Annotated in this window: 13 protein-coding genes; 4 read left to right on the top strand and 9 right to left on the bottom strand. The window is 42.5% G+C overall.

The window, feature by feature from the left end; genetic code table 11:
• Window positions 1–8: 8 nt before the first annotated feature.
• From omp85 to LPTSP_RS01075, 5 genes are all read right to left on the bottom strand, one after another.
• Window positions 9–1,532, bottom strand: coding sequence for an Omp85 family outer membrane protein (gene omp85, locus LPTSP_RS01095; protein WP_108927004.1), 1,524 nt, complete (start codon window positions 1,530–1,532; stop codon window positions 9–11).
• Window positions 1,533–1,756: 224 nt separating this feature from the next.
• Window positions 1,757–2,251, bottom strand: coding sequence for an acyl-CoA carboxylase biotin carboxyl carrier protein subunit (locus LPTSP_RS01090; RefSeq protein WP_245915436.1), 495 nt, complete (start codon window positions 2,249–2,251; stop codon window positions 1,757–1,759).
• Window positions 2,233–3,708: an acetyl-CoA carboxylase biotin carboxylase subunit gene (locus LPTSP_RS01085; protein ID WP_108927003.1), complete on the bottom strand. Its 1,476-nt coding sequence runs from the start codon at window positions 3,706–3,708 to the stop codon at window positions 2,233–2,235. The genes LPTSP_RS01090 and LPTSP_RS01085 overlap by 19 nt, the downstream gene beginning before the upstream one ends.
• The gene (locus LPTSP_RS01080; protein ID WP_108927002.1) at window positions 3,705–4,502 is read right to left on the bottom strand and encodes a lysophospholipid acyltransferase family protein; all 798 of its coding nucleotides are present in this window, start codon (window positions 4,500–4,502) and stop codon (window positions 3,705–3,707) included. Before LPTSP_RS01080 ends, LPTSP_RS01085 begins: the two co-directional genes overlap by 4 nt.
• Window positions 4,503–4,702: 200 nt before the next feature.
• Window positions 4,703–5,812, bottom strand: a complete 1,110-nt coding sequence (locus LPTSP_RS01075; protein WP_108927001.1) for an LIC11274 family protein — start codon at window positions 5,810–5,812, stop codon at window positions 4,703–4,705.
• Between the two features lie 134 nt (window positions 5,813–5,946).
• On the opposite strand from LPTSP_RS01075, the gene LPTSP_RS01070 reads away from it, so the two are divergent.
• From LPTSP_RS01070 to LPTSP_RS01055, 4 genes are read left to right on the top strand one after another with little or no spacing between them, the layout of a single operon-like run.
• Window positions 5,947–6,828: a DUF2225 domain-containing protein gene (locus LPTSP_RS01070; protein WP_108927000.1), complete on the top strand. Its 882-nt coding sequence runs from the start codon at window positions 5,947–5,949 to the stop codon at window positions 6,826–6,828.
• Window positions 6,829–6,883: 55 nt separating this feature from the next.
• The gene (truA, locus tag LPTSP_RS01065; protein ID WP_108926999.1) at window positions 6,884–7,711 is read left to right on the top strand and encodes a tRNA pseudouridine(38-40) synthase TruA; all 828 of its coding nucleotides are present in this window, start codon (window positions 6,884–6,886) and stop codon (window positions 7,709–7,711) included.
• A complete protein-coding gene (locus LPTSP_RS01060; RefSeq protein WP_108926998.1) occupies window positions 7,708–8,529 on the top strand; it encodes a hypothetical protein in 822 nt (273 codons plus the stop codon). The genes truA and LPTSP_RS01060 overlap by 4 nt, the downstream gene beginning before the upstream one ends.
• A complete protein-coding gene (locus LPTSP_RS01055; protein ID WP_108926997.1) occupies window positions 8,526–9,791 on the top strand; it encodes an LIC11270 family surface protein in 1,266 nt (421 codons plus the stop codon). Before LPTSP_RS01060 ends, LPTSP_RS01055 begins: the two co-directional genes overlap by 4 nt.
• Here LPTSP_RS01055 and LPTSP_RS01050 read toward each other — a convergent pair.
• From LPTSP_RS01050 to LPTSP_RS01035, 4 genes are read right to left on the bottom strand one after another with little or no spacing between them, the layout of a single operon-like run.
• Window positions 9,788–10,783: an adenosine kinase gene (locus LPTSP_RS01050; RefSeq protein ID WP_108926996.1), complete on the bottom strand. Its 996-nt coding sequence runs from the start codon at window positions 10,781–10,783 to the stop codon at window positions 9,788–9,790. The two genes, LPTSP_RS01055 and LPTSP_RS01050, sit on opposite strands and share 4 nt — an antisense overlap.
• Before the next feature lie 31 nt (window positions 10,784–10,814).
• Window positions 10,815–11,729 carry a 50S ribosomal protein L11 methyltransferase gene (locus LPTSP_RS01045; RefSeq protein WP_108926995.1) on the bottom strand — a complete coding sequence of 305 codons (915 nt, stop codon included), beginning with the start codon at window positions 11,727–11,729 and terminating at the stop codon, window positions 10,815–10,817.
• Window positions 11,726–12,499: a PrsW family glutamic-type intramembrane protease gene (locus tag LPTSP_RS01040; RefSeq protein WP_108926994.1), complete on the bottom strand. Its 774-nt coding sequence runs from the start codon at window positions 12,497–12,499 to the stop codon at window positions 11,726–11,728. Before LPTSP_RS01040 ends, LPTSP_RS01045 begins: the two co-directional genes overlap by 4 nt.
• On the bottom strand, window positions 12,496–14,175 hold the full coding sequence (locus LPTSP_RS01035; RefSeq protein WP_108927012.1) for a TonB family protein: 1,680 nt from the start codon (window positions 14,173–14,175) through the stop codon (window positions 12,496–12,498). The genes LPTSP_RS01040 and LPTSP_RS01035 overlap by 4 nt, the downstream gene beginning before the upstream one ends.
• Window positions 14,176–14,224 lie beyond the last annotated feature (49 nt).

Genomic DNA, 14,224 nt, shown 5'->3' with positions numbered 1-14,224 from the left:
CTTTGTCCTTAAAACGCATGGTTAAAGTTTACGAACAACTGCTTGTCTTCTTTCGAAACTGCATAATCGAACATGATAATCGTAGTTTGGTTCCAAGCGATCCTGAGCCCAATACCTCGGGAATATTTATAATCCTTGGTTCCGACCTTATGCTCATCGTCCCAAATCCGTCCGAAGTCTAAGAAGGGAACGAAATTGAATGCAAAGTGTTGTCCCGCAACGGAGAGAGAAGCGAATTTCCAACGAAGCTCTATATTACCCCAACCCATTGCACGTCCCACGAATCGGTCTTGTTTATAACCTCTTAATGTAGTACGTCCACCAAGACCAGAGATCACACCTTCTGTTCCCCACATATTTCTATATTCGAAGAATGGAGCATCACCTTCCGTGACAGAGAAACCACCTCGTCCCGCAAGAACCAATTTGTCGAAAACTCTTGGGAATGGGCTCCAGAAGAATTTTGCCTGCGTGAAATATTTGGAATAATCGAAATTAGATCCGAAAGTTTTAGCGGATCTTTCGTAGGTCGCCTCTAAGAACACACCTTGGTTTGGATCCGGCTCTAAGTCTCTAGTATCGTACACTACCCCTAAGCGGAGAGTGTTTACCATACCGCCATGGTATCCTAAGATCTTTCCCGAGTTATAATCTTCGGTAATTTTAGTAGTACCGCTAATTGCTCTTCCACCTGCACTATAAGGAGAATCGCCTAAGAGAGGATCGCTTGCATTTGCAATCGTTCCATCAAATGACTTCACTATGTTTTGGGACATACGAATCCCGGCAACAAGTCGGACAGTTCCTCCCACGTAGGATCTTTCTCCGCTCAACATTGCAGTAGGAGAGATCAAATTGTATCGGTTGTATTGGGAGTTTGTTACTCTAAATCCATTCTGCGCAGGGAATCCGTTATACACGGAACCGTTAACATCGACTGGATCTCCAGGACCACCAGGTCGAGTATAAGCTAGGTTTCTTTGTTGGTCCGCAAAAGTTGCGTTAGTAAAAACTTGGCCTCCGTCTTGGTTCCTCTCTGTATAACTTAAGGTTTGGAGAGAAGATTCTCCTAAACCGAAGAATAACGTATTCGGATTGGCATCGTAAACACCTTCTCCTCTCAAACGCCATTGTGTTCCAAATACATAAGGAGCATCAAAAGCAATATCCTGATACTGACGATGTTTTGTGGTATTGAAATACTGAGCGTAAATCCTGAATTTATAAGGAGTATATTCGAAAAACGGATCTTCTTTCTTTCCATTATTATATGCGAATACACGAATTCCGTATCCAATTCCGGTATTCGGATCCGAATTTAAAAGAGGAAGTCCAGTAGGGAACCAACCTTCCTTCTTCTTTTCTAGATCCTTTTTACAAAGCTGTCTTTTAGGACTGATATAGAAAGGTAGATCTGTTCTTTCCGGAGGTTTTTCACAACCATCCAAGAGCCCAGGATCCGCGGAGATATTTTGTGTATAAACGAAGGCCAATATAGCGATCAAGCCTATGCGAACGAGGAAATGCTTCATCAGTAACCTGAATTTTTTTATAGAATTCGCAATGTATAATAGCGTCTAAGCCAATGTCAAATTTATTCCGGGAACCTTTTCTTTTGAAGTAGGGTCAGGGATTTGAAACGAACCGTATTCTAAAATTATTCTATCAATCGTTCGAAATAAGAATTTAATTTTTAACAGTACTGAAATGTTTCAGTATCAGAAAACATTTCAGTAATATAGATTATGGAAATTTATTATTCGCCTAATTTGATCAGCAATTGGTCTTGGGAAACGATATCACCCGGTTGAGTGAGTACGTCTTGGACCTTAGCATCTGCTCCAGCCTTCAATGCATGTTCCATCTTCATCGCTTCTACCACCGCAAGCGTTTGTCCTTTTCGAACGGAATCACCTGGCTTCACTTCTACCTTGATGATCTTTCCTGGCATAGGGCTTTTGATCTCTAAAGAAGCGGTCTGAGCATCCGAAGTTTCTCTGCCTTTGATCGCGAACTGAAATGTTTTTCCCTTTGTATGGATAAAAAGTTTTCCGCTCCTAAGTAATGCGACACTTCCATCAGGCAAAGAATAAGAACCGTCTTCCTCTCGGCTCCAGGAATAATGTGTAAGAAGGGACTCCCATTTTTTTTCAGGACCGAAAAGTCTGGAGGAAGAATCTCCCAGATCCAATACGTATTCTTTTTCTTTCCATTGAAGTCGAAACAAACGGTTCAAGATATTTCTCCCCAAACTCCGTTCGGCCCGACGGCATCCCATACGGAGGAAGTTTTCACTGTACGGTTTGCAAGAAAAGAAGCGCTCATGAGGACTGCTTCTTTTTCTTCTCCGGATTCTTCCCAAACTACTTTATGTTTTTCTAAAAAATGAGTATCTGTGTTTCCCTTTACGAATTCCGAATGTTCCAGAATCGCTTTCAGATAATTCAGATTTGTGATCGGCCCGAATACGATCGTTTCTTCGAGTCCGGCGATCAGATTTTTGCGGGCTTCTTCTCTGGTTTTTCCGATCCCGATCACCTTAGCTAGCATTGGATCGTAATAGAGAGAAACTTCGGAGCCTGTGACTACTCCTGAATCCACTCTTAGATTCTGGATTTCCGGAAATTTGGCGAGTTCTATCTTTCCGATAGAAGGTAGGAACTCATTCTCCGGATCTTCTGCGTACAATCTGACTTCGATCGCATGTCCACTCTGAGAAGGAGATTTTCCTCCTGTGAGTTTTTCGATACCCACACCCTCTGCGATTCGGATCTGCCATTCTACCAGATCGAAACCGGTTACGGATTCAGTAACAGGATGTTCTACCTGTAGCCTTGTATTCATTTCCAAAAAGTAGAATGCTCCATCTTCTCCCAAAATAAATTCAACCGTTCCTGCCCCCAGATAACCGATGGAAGAAGCGGCTTTAACAGCTACTTCGCAAATTTTTTGTTTCAGTTCAGAAGGCAAATTAGGTGCGGGAGATTCCTCCACTACTTTCTGGTGTCTTCTCTGGATAGAACATTCTCTTTCGAATAGATGGATCACTTTTCCGGATGAATCCCCGAATACCTGGACTTCTATATGTCTAGGATTTATAATATACTTTTCTAAAAAGACTCTAGAATCGCCGAAAGCGTTCCCAGCCTCTCTCTGGGCGGATTCTAAAGCAGGCAAAAATTCTTCTTTGGAAAAGACACGTTTCATTCCTTTTCCACCGCCGCCTGCGCTTGCCTTGATCATGATCGGAAATCCGATCCTCTCCGCTTCTTTTAATAAAACAGAATGTTCTTGAGATTCTCCCTCGTATCCCGGAACGACAGGAACCCCTGCTTTCTCCATGGCTGCGCGAGATCTGATCTTATCTCCCATTAGGTCTACGGTTTCAGGCTTAGGTCCTAAAAAGGAAATCCCTGCTTTGGAAAGTTCTCTTGCAAATTCAGCCTTCTCGGATAAGAACCCATAACCTGGATGAACCGCATCCGCTCCGGTTTCGGAGATTGCTTTTAGTATATTAGAAATTACTAAATATGATTTCGAAGGCTCGGACTCTCCCAGATAAAAGGAAAAGTCCGCCGCTTTTACGAAAGGTGCATCCTTGTCCGCATCCGAATATACGGCTACGGTCTCAATACCCAATCTTTTGCAGGTCTTTTGAATTCGGAGAGAGATCTCCCCCCTGTTTGCGATAAGTAGTCTTTTGATCACTTGGATTTAGAAGAGACAGGTTCCCGCACTGTTCCGATCTCGGAATCCAATGCGATTTTTTCCTTGCTCATGGTTTCGTATAAGAAATCCCTAAAACTCTCCCAATTCGCGTGAGTCCAGGGTTCGTATCTTCCGATAAATTTGTAACCGACTTTAGCAAACATAGGTTCCGTTTGGTAAGTGGTGATCCCGGATTTAAGTACTACCACAACAGGGATCTTATTCTCATAAGCGAGTTTAACCATCCCCTTTTGCATTGGCTGGATAATTTCAGAATAAGAATTATGACCTTCCGGGTATACTATATAAGAAGTAGTAGAAAGTCCTTTTAATAAATTGCGAACAGAAACTGCAATCGTAGCTGCCTTGGAAGTTTCGAAAACCTGAGAACCCATTGCCTTCATCCACCAATAAGCGATTAATGTTTTTTTAATCACTTGGTTTGCCAGATACGGTTTGTTTACGATCAGACAGTCGTAAGGAAAATCGATCTCGTTTACATGATTCAAGAAGATCATATGACCTTTTTCCGGGATCTGAATTTCGTTTTTTAAGACCAGATCCGTTTTGGTCATCTTGATCACTGCAGTTCCCCAAGTTTTAGAACCTTTTAAGAAAGAAGAATATTGTTTTTCCCTTTTGCCTATGACCGCATAAAAAATCCCCGAGATCATAGATGGAAACGCTACCGTAAGTACCAATCTTAATGTTACGACATAGGTACGTAATACCAGTTTGCGATACTTCGGGGAAAACCTACCCAAACGGCTTTCCATAAACTTAAGTGGATTCATGCGAACTATGCTTTAGTACCAGTCTGAACAAGGAAAGCAAATTCTTAACAAATGTCAAAGGGAGAAACACGAATGGAATAAGTCTCTTTGGATCATAACTTACAATGTTCGTTTCAAGTAGAATGGACTTTGCAGAAATAAAAAAGCCTGTCCCCTTTTGGAAACAGGCCTTTTCATTTTTTCAGAAGAATGGAAAGATCTTATTTATTAGGCTGGGTTGCAGTTGCAGCTTGTTTTCTCTTCTGTGCTCCAGGCGGGATTTTATCACCCAGAAGTTTTTTGCGAGTGTCTGCATCCCAACGAAGATACAGTTTGTTGTCGATCTCGTCGTCATAAACTCTACCTAAAATATCCACTGCGTCTCTACGATAATCGTCCGGAATTCTTTTGTCGAATACAGGGCTCATTCTATTATCTGCACGTACCAGAGGGTTGGTAGAGAAGTCGTAAGTGACTCCCTCTACAGAAACAACTTCTCCAGGAGTGATCTCTCCGATCTCATTACGAGTCTCTTCAGACTTAGCGTCGGATCTTTGCAGATAGTAGTTATCGTAAGGATACTTGAGTTTGAAAATATTCATCGCATTGGCTCTTGCGTCCCTGCAAAGATTGATCGATCCCAAATACATTTCGATACGATGTTTTCTATGCTCAGGCTGGAGTTTTTGGTGTTTCTCCAAATGTTTTTCTATCTTAAGTGCGTTATTTCTAGCTTCCTTGGCTTCTCCCAAGAATTGATAACCTAACTCCATATTTTTTTCGATGGTGTATTTATTAACCACGTAATGGAATTCTCTCGGATTGTACATCCTGCGGGTATAAGGAGCTTCTCTATTCTCCTTGATGTCCGCACGGATATAACTTGTTTTTCCGTATTCCACGGAAATATCCACAAGAGCTCTATCTGTAGGATTGTTCGGATTTTTCTTTTCGATCGCTGTTTTCAGGATCTCTTCTGTTCTTTCCACATACGCTTGGGAAAGTTCTTCAAGAAGAAGTTCCATTCCAAGTTGAGATTCCAAAAATCTACGATAAGAATTTACGTAATTCCCTTCGAAGAAATACAGAAGACCTTCTTGGTACAATCTTTTTAGTTCTTTATACTTCGCGAGCCTCTCCCCATCTGCCTGGGTTTGACCGGTTCCGGAGGATTTTACCTCTCCCGGATAATTTTTTACGACAGGCTCTATCTCTCTCAAATAAGTTAAGAGCTCTATCCGCTTCTTATACGATTTCATAGAAACGGCTTCGCCGTGTAATAGAACTGGGGCGACTAACATCGCGATCATGAAAACGAGAAGTTTTTTCATTGGCGGACCTTTTCCTTAGCTTCTCCCTGCGGAGATCGGGTTCAACCCGAAAATCGTGCTTTTCTTCTTAGTCTATCGGTTAGAATACGGTGAGAATTGACGCTTCCAGCTCGATTTTTCCAGAAATTCTTCGTATGACAGCAACTGCATTAGCCCAAGGCAAAAAAATCTCTTTTCGGAACAAGGAAGATACGGTCTGCCCTATCTGTAGCGAGGTCCACCAAAGGGAAAGCATGTTCCAAGGTGGGGGAAGGCTAATCGCAGGCAAGCTCACCCAGGAATTACGTCGCTTATACGAAAAAAACAAAAAATTCGGTAGGGTTTCCCCGAACGATTACGTTTTAAACGTTTGTCCTCGTTGTCTTTATACTGCATTTCCCAAGGACTGGTCCAGCCTGGATGCGGATGAGCTCGCTAAACTGAGAGAATCCGCTGAGGTAAGACGCAAAAATATTGAGTCCATCATGGGACCTACTGATTTTTACCAAGAAAGAAATTTGATCTTAGGTGCCGCATCTTATCTTTTAGCGATAGAATGTTACCAGTCCAGAAAAGTCACAGTAGCTCCTACGCCTAAAAAAGCGGTCTGCGCAGTTAGAGGCGCCTGGTATTACGACGATGTAAACACCGAGTTTCCAGGCATGGGTTACGATAAGATCCGGGACCTTCTCTACCAAAAAGCCGCAGGCTGGTACACAGATACAATGGAGATCATGCAGTCAGGTTCCGAACCAGTGGATGCTGCCTCCTATCTACTCGGACCAGATACGGACAAAAACTGGGGATTTGACGGAGTCATTTATCTTTCCGCTTATCTCACTATGAAGTTCAAGGAAGAGCTAGCATCCGATGCTGCTTCTAAACTGAACCTTCTTATCCGTGCGAAAAGAACTCTTTCCAGATTGTACGGTTCGGGTAAGGCGTCCAAGTCCAAACCTTCCGTCATCATCGATATGGCCAAGGAACTCTATGACGAATACAATAAGATCATAGAGGAAATGGGCGGAGAAAAATAAGAGACGTTTCTCTTTTCTTCCTCCTATTTGTTTCATTCTGCTTCCTCTCCAAACTATGACCGAAGATCCTAGAAACTATGCCCTGCTGATTGAATTTGATGGTGGATGTTTTTTCGGATACCAAAGCCAGAAACAATCCCCCACTGTTCAGGAAGAAATAGAGAAGGCACTGGAAATCCTTCTGAAAAAACAGACTCGGATCTGGGGAGCAGGTAGAACAGATACAGGTGTCCATGCCAGGGGAATGATCGTAAATTTTAAGACGGATTCTCCTATTCCAAACCTGTCGAAGTTCCTACTTGGAATGAATGCACTCACCGACCGGGGTCTGGCAATTCATGAGATGATAGAAGTTCCTCTGAATTTTAATTCTCAGTTTTCTTGTACTGCAAGAGAATACGAATACCTTTTAGTGAACGCAAGGTTCCCAAGGCCTGTTTGGAAAAACAGGGCATTTTGGTACCAACATCGGATTGACGTTTCCCGCTTAAGAGAAGAACTGGAACTACTAAAGGGCGAACATGACTTTCGGAGCTTGGCAAAAGCCACTTCGATGCGGAACCGTAGGACAACTACTCGGGTCATTTATGATGCGAGCCTAATAGAAAGTGAAGAAGAGCCCGGACTTCTTCGTTTACGGATCAAGGCAAACGGTTTCCTCCATAATATGGTCCGGATCCTGACCGGAACACTTTTTGAAATAGCGATAGAGAAGCGCAAAGAGACGAATATATTGAAAATACTTTCTTCCAAAGATAGAACCATAGCAGGGATCACTCTCCCCCCTTACGGATTGTATTTTCTAAAAGCGTACTACGATTCTTTTCCTGAGATAGATCGTATGTACCAAAACCGGAAAGAATTCGGCGGGGTTCCCAGATGAAAAAACTCCTTCCGATCGCATTTTTACTTTTCCCTTGGGCGCAAGCCTTCTCTTATCCGGACCAACTGGATAATAAGACGGTAAAATATCTGGGAGGAAACCCTGTTGCTCCTCCCATGGACTTTAATAAGATTGGGAACAGTTTTAAGAATGGAGAATTGATCCTGGCACAAGCAGGCGGGAATCTACCTTCTTCCGGACTTACTCGCTCCGATAAAAAAGAGAGCACTGATGACGAAGAATTAGAAGAGGAACTCCCTACATTCTACGATAATCGAAAACCGGAAATCGGTGCCTGGGTAGGAGCTTCTAACCCATTTCCCGGTTCCGAAGCCCAGAAATATTTGGACACTACCCTTGGTGGTGGATTCTTCTACAGAGTACCTTGGCCTTGGATTTTTTATGTGGAAGTTGGGGCTTCTTACTCAAACTACTTATCCAGATCGGAAAGAGCTCTTACCACGATCCCAGTATATAGCGCACTTTGTTATAAACTCCCTTTCGAACTTCCAATCACATTTATGGTCAAGGCAGGATTCGGAGAAACCTACGTTGTTGCGAGACCCGCAAACACTTCTCGCTGGGACGATACCTTATACGCAGGATTTGAGGCGAGTTTCGTGGCAGGAAAGAAGATCCGGATCGGGATCCGACTGGATTATAATAAAATTTATGAATCAGATTTAAATGCACCTGCGGAAACTAAGTATCCTTATGTAGGTCCTACAGTGGATCCCAGGTTAAATAACCCATATTATTACAATAAAGTGGATACCGAATTTTTCCATTTCGGTTTAATGGTGAGCGTATTCTTATGATGTCCAAAGCGAATCGTTTTCTATGTCTTTCTTCCTTTTTGCTGGCATTCGTTTCCGATTGTAAGGTAGGACATTGGGAAGGAAACGCCACTGATAATCCCGTAATTAGTACCCTTTTCAATAGTAGAATGTTACTTCTTGTGAAAGGAACTTATGCAACAGACAGTCCTTTGGAATTTTCAGAATACAATAATGGGACCGGGGATGTTTACCAAGATCCTTCCGGAGATCCTACTTTCGATCTATCCGCTCTTCCTAAGATGGCGAATCTTCCCATTTATATCGATATAGGTGAGATCCGAATTTCTTCCAAATACCAAGACGGTTTAAACAATCTTTCTCAGATCAGAACAGTGGCAGCAGCAAAAGCTTTCTGGGACAATATTGCCCCGAACAGAGAAGTGTATTGTACACAACCTTACACATTAAACGCAAACACATGCCGATCGCTGAACGGTGAATTCAAAATGATCCAGTTCTTAAACGGAGAAGGAGCTGAATATCCTTCTAACGATCCTACTTCAGGAACTGCTTCCGGGCTCGCGAGCCAATACTATTATACCGGAACTTATATCCGTTCCCTAGTAACTGGTTGGGGAAATTCTCCCGGAGTGGATCTGACCAAAGTAACCTTCTTTGATAACTATGGCGTTTATGGATTTAATATAGTCCCAAGGCTCGCTTATCCTGCCGGAGCCACCGATAAATCAGGTTACCCTCTCGTATTCCCACTTCTCTATTCCGCACAAGCAGGAGAAGCGGACATGGATTTTAAACCTGGATTCGAACCTTATATTTTCGAAGTAAGAATGAACCTTAAGGAAAACTTAATGGTTCACTCCATCAAGTCCGCCGACGGAAGTACTGCAGCAACTTTGATCTCTATCAGCGATTGGAAAACGAAACATGCAGGCCAATCCGATATAGGTGGAGGGATCCTGACCAGATCCAGAACGATCTATCCGAGTGGTGCTTCTTCTTTAGCGATCACGGGCGGTTCTGGGAACCTGACTCATTACTTTGCGGTTTTCAGAGAGAATGAAACGAATATCCTCACAAAACTTCCGATAGCAGCAACACCTGCAAGAAGCGGAACGGTAAAGTTGAAGTACATCAACCCCGGGACTCATAAACTATATTGTCTTTCGGACACTTCTTATGTGGATGGTTTTCCGGATACGATCGTAGGAACTCCTCTCACATTTTCCGTTCCGGAGAACGGAAATATGAGCACGATCTCTTTGTCTTATTCTTGTCCTTAAACTTTTCCGAGTATTTCTTCCTGTCTTCCCATAAGTCTGACAGAAAGTCTAGGTCCTATCTCTTGAACGATCCTGGAGGCGACGTAGTTCCCCCATCTTGCTGCATTCTCAGGAGAAAATCCGTGAGTGAGTCCATACAGCACTCCTGCAGCAAAACAATCCCCTGCTCCTGTAGTATCCAATAAATGCTGAGCCGGGAATCCTCCTATGTGACTGATAGTTCCGTTTACCGAAACGAACGCTCCGTTAGAGCCGTCGGTCATCATCACATTCTTACAAAGTGAAGATATAAATTTTAGGGCATCCTCTTTGGATTCGGTGACTGCCAAGGCTTTCGCCTCTTCTGCATTACAAAAAACTAAATCACAATACTCTTTAGTAAGTTTTAAAAAATCTTCTCTAGAACGGTTTACGCAGAATGGATCGCTGAAAGTAAATGCGACTTTTACTCCTGCTTTTTTGGATTCTTCCATGGCAAGAAGACAGGCCTCTTTGGTAGAAGGTCCATCCCAAAGATACCCTTCTAAATAACTATAAGAAGAAACTTTTAGTCTTTCCAAGTCCAAATCCTGCTTGGTCAATGTGGAAGAAATTCCCAAGTGAGTGAGCATGGTCCTTTCCGCATCGGGAGTTGTAAGTATCACACAGGTTCCGGTATGTCCATCTTTGGAAGGAGGAACTTCAAATAAGATCCCAGCCTTTTCCATATCCAGTTTGTAAAATTCTCCGTAAGTGTCCTCGCTTACTTTTCCTGTATAAGTCCCTGTGCCGCCTGAATTTGCGAGTGCAATCATCGTATTTGCAGCACTTCCACCTGATCTTAATTCCTTTTTATGTCCGTCCAAGGCGGTAAGGACCCCACCCTGCACTTCTGCGTCCACCAAGGTCATGATTCCCTTGTTCCAACCCATTTTTTGTAAAAAAGAATCTTCGGTAGGGATCAGAATATCCACAAGCGCGTTCCCTATTCCGAATACGTCGTAATGTCTCATTTTTTCTCCGATATTAAGTATTAATAAAACGTTATAGGACTTTGCGAGTCCATTCTATCAGTTCCCATCCGTTCCAGGAGGTTTCATATACGGATTTACCTCCTACTTGGGAAGCTAATAACTCCAGGAATTCGTCTTTCCTTTCAGTGATAACACCGCTAAATAAAAAATGATCCGTATGAAGACTTGCAATCTTTTCCATATTTGCCTTTAAAACAGCGAATGTGATATTCGCCACGCATAGATCGAATTTTTCGGAACGGATCTTAGGATGATCAAATCCACCTTCTTCCACAACTAAAACTTGGTCCGAGATACCATTCTCGTCTCGATTGAATGCGGAAGAACGTACTGCATTCGGATCTATATCCACTGCGATAATTTTAGATGCTTCTAATCTTGCGACTGCCACGGACAAGATCCCAGAACCCGCACCAATATCTGCGACCGTTTTCCCTTTAAGATCTATAGAACCGAGCCTGGATAAAACCAAACGAGTGGTTTCATGATGTCCCGTTCCAAAAGCAAGTCCTGGATTAATATAAACCGGAACAGAACCCTTCTCTTCCGACCTCTTATTATTTTCCCAATCTTCTTTTTCCCAAGTGGGCACCACCCAGAAAACTCCCACAGAAAACGGTTTATAAAATTCTTTATAAGCTTCTTCGTATTCTTTCGTTTCTATCCATCTAGATTCCGCAAAGGAATCTTCTGGAGCAACAGTTTGTAAATAGATCCAAATTTTGGCCTCGGACTGAACGTCTTCTTCTGCCAAATACACTCTTATCGGAGTATTGTCAGAGATAATCTCTTCTTCAGGTTTTCTGGGTTCTTCTCTATCGAATAGGATCTCGTAATATCCTGCTACTTGCCATTCGTCCAAGTACGCGGAAAACTCTTCCGCAAAATCTTTCGGAATGGAAACTCTAATTTCTTTGTATTTCAACGGATTATCTCTGGAACCGATTGAGGAATTTCTTCCCTGGGAGGTCGTTCTTTTTGTATTTCTTCTACTTTCATATACAATCTTCTATCTTTCACGATCCAAACCCAGATCCCAACGAATAGCGCTGTAGCCGCCCAATGTCCGAATCTTCCCACAGGGATCACAAAAAAGTCGAATAGTCCATGCTGGACCACTGCGAGCAAGAATCCGGAAAGAATATACCAATACTTGTCAGGGAATTGTCTTTTATTACTTTTGATCAGGCAAAGTGCAAAACAAAGATTGATGAGCAAATGTGCATTCGAAGATTTTAATGTTCTTAGAATAAAAGTATGGATCCTATCGTCTTCTTTTGCGGTGAGAATATAATGATAATTTTCTATTCCGGCAAAACCTAATGCGATAAATCCACCCACTAAAAATGTTTCCGGAAGGAATTCCTTTTTCTTCCAATCGTAAGCCAAGATAAGGGATAAGGATACGATCAGGACGGATTTACATAATTCTTCCATCATTCCAGCTTTCACAAATGCGAGAAATGCTGTCTGAGAAAGAATTGATTTTGCTACCTTCGCCTTGATCTCAGTTTCAGGCCAGATCCAAGCGCTTGCGCGAAGCACTAACTCTGTCGAGATCCAACCTAAAAGTAACGCAAAGAATATTATAAAAAAGAAACGTTTTTCTCTCCCGGAGTTGGGCTGGGTGTAGATGAGATAAAATCCCCAAGGTAAAATACTTCCGATCGCAAGAAGAATTACTTCTAAACTCATAATTCCTCCATATAACGGCCGTCGAACATATTCACAAGTTCTTGTTGTAAAGGAGTTGGCATCGCCTTAGCATCCAATGGCCCGTTCCAGAAAAGTTCCGTGACTCGAATATACCCTTTGGTCCCAGGAGGAGGCATCATTGGAGATAAATTCTCGATTAGCTCTAGAGTTCTCTGGTCCTGATCCGGATAAGTGGAACTTTGCACAAGTTCCACATCCACAACTTCTCCGTCCGGAGTAATTGTATAAGCTACAACGCAGGAATAATTTCGAGGAGCGCTTCTCCAATAATCCATAAAGGATTCGAAGGTTCTCATTTTAGCGGAGATATAATTGGAATAAGTAGGAGGAAGTTTTTTACCTTTGATTTTTTTGACTTCTCCCTTTACCCTTCCCTCGTCCGAAGGTTTTTCCTCAGGGATTTTTTCACCTTGAGTACTATTAGGTGTATCCGTTCCGGTGATAACACCACCGTTCAGTCCTTTCACCTCGTCCGGAAGATTCGGATCTATAAAATAAAATTCAGCATGATTCTCAGGTGTATAATGATCCGTAGGTCTAGATTTGCTCTCTTTTTGGAAAGCGATCGTGGTTGGCATGAGTAGAATGAGACAGATCACTATCAAGTGAACCAAAACGCTCAATCCAAGATTGTTCTCGAAGCCAGGGCTGAGACCCAATAGCGGAGTTTTTGAATGAAAAGTTCTACGAAGCAACCATCCGGAAAACACATTAATCAAAATTAATGTAGTTAAGATCGCCGACCAGACCCAAATAGAAGAGGCCACTTCAAAAAACTTTTTGTCGGAGATTCCAGGCTTTAATCCTAAGCTTGCCAAAAAGCGGATCCCCAATGCGGGCTCCCACCAAGAAAAGAAGAATGTGGCAAATAATAATAGTCCGAGCAGATATACAAACAGGATCGGAAATCCCCTCCACAAACGGCCAGTGTAGATATGCCCCCAACCTGCTAAGATGATATCTCTTACTTTCGCGTTCTTACGTTTTCTGGCAGAAGAAGATAGATCTCCTTCTTCCGATGCGTGAGAATCTTTGGTCTGTCTTACAAACCAAGCCCAAGGTCTACGAAATAAGAAGAACGGTCTTTTGCCGGAAAGAAGTTCTGCAAGCCCGATCGCAGTAAAAAAGAAGATCCAAACACTTTCGGAGAAGACTGCGAACGTTGCCATCTTAGCTCGGAATGTATCTGAGTACGTTAGATAATGAGTGAATAGTATTAAGCAGAATACTGTCAAAAAGACCAGGACAGGATTTAAGATGAGAGGTTTTGGATCTTCCGGTTTTAATCTTTCTCTAACATGTTTTGCCTGTAGAAAAAAGACAGCCAGACCCAAGAAGAACATGAGCGTTAGAACAGTAAAACCGAATGCGCTTGGATCTTCAGAATTAAGTAGAATGAACGCTGAAAAAATCTCTTCCGCTTTTGGAAAAATTAAGAATAGAAGTTCTAGAGAAAATAAAAACAGCCCGAGGACCACTTGCAGAAAAACGGAATGGAATGCAGGCCTGAGGACCCGGTCTTCTTTCGGAAATAGGAAGATAACTCCCAGAGGAAAAAAAATCCCGAAACCTATCATAGAAATAGGAGAGGTCCAAGAGAGAAAATTGATCCCCCAAAAGACGAGTTTATCCTTCTGCGAAACTTCTCTTTTCATTCCGAATATCCTTGTCCATTGGACCCTGGCTTGTTCCGGAAGCAAACAA

This window comes from Leptospira johnsonii (assembly GCF_003112675.1).
Lineage (GTDB): Bacteria > Spirochaetota > Leptospiria > Leptospirales > Leptospiraceae > Leptospira_B > Leptospira_B johnsonii.
This window is presented reverse-complemented; position numbering and strand designations above follow the sequence as displayed.

Excerpts from the sequence above, each read along its gene's own strand:
- omp85 (WP_108927004.1), bottom strand. The coding sequence starts at position 1,532 with ATGAAGCATTTCCTCGTTCGCATAGGCTTGATCGCTATATTGGCCTTC.
- LPTSP_RS01080 (WP_108927002.1), bottom strand. The coding sequence starts at position 4,502 with ATGAATCCACTTAAGTTTATGGAAAGCCGTTTGGGTAGGTTTTCCCCG.
- LPTSP_RS01075 (WP_108927001.1), bottom strand. The coding sequence starts at position 5,812 with ATGAAAAAACTTCTCGTTTTCATGATCGCGATGTTAGTCGCCCCAGTT.
- LPTSP_RS01070 (WP_108927000.1), top strand. The coding sequence starts at position 5,947 with ATGACAGCAACTGCATTAGCCCAAGGCAAAAAAATCTCTTTTCGGAAC.
- truA (WP_108926999.1), top strand. The coding sequence starts at position 6,884 with ATGACCGAAGATCCTAGAAACTATGCCCTGCTGATTGAATTTGATGGT.
- LPTSP_RS01060 (WP_108926998.1), top strand. The coding sequence starts at position 7,708 with ATGAAAAAACTCCTTCCGATCGCATTTTTACTTTTCCCTTGGGCGCAA.
- LPTSP_RS01055 (WP_108926997.1), top strand. The coding sequence starts at position 8,526 with ATGATGTCCAAAGCGAATCGTTTTCTATGTCTTTCTTCCTTTTTGCTG.
- LPTSP_RS01050 (WP_108926996.1), bottom strand. The coding sequence starts at position 10,783 with ATGAGACATTACGACGTATTCGGAATAGGGAACGCGCTTGTGGATATT.
- LPTSP_RS01040 (WP_108926994.1), bottom strand. The coding sequence starts at position 12,499 with ATGAGTTTAGAAGTAATTCTTCTTGCGATCGGAAGTATTTTACCTTGG.
- LPTSP_RS01035 (WP_108927012.1), bottom strand. The coding sequence starts at position 14,175 with ATGAAAAGAGAAGTTTCGCAGAAGGATAAACTCGTCTTTTGGGGGATC.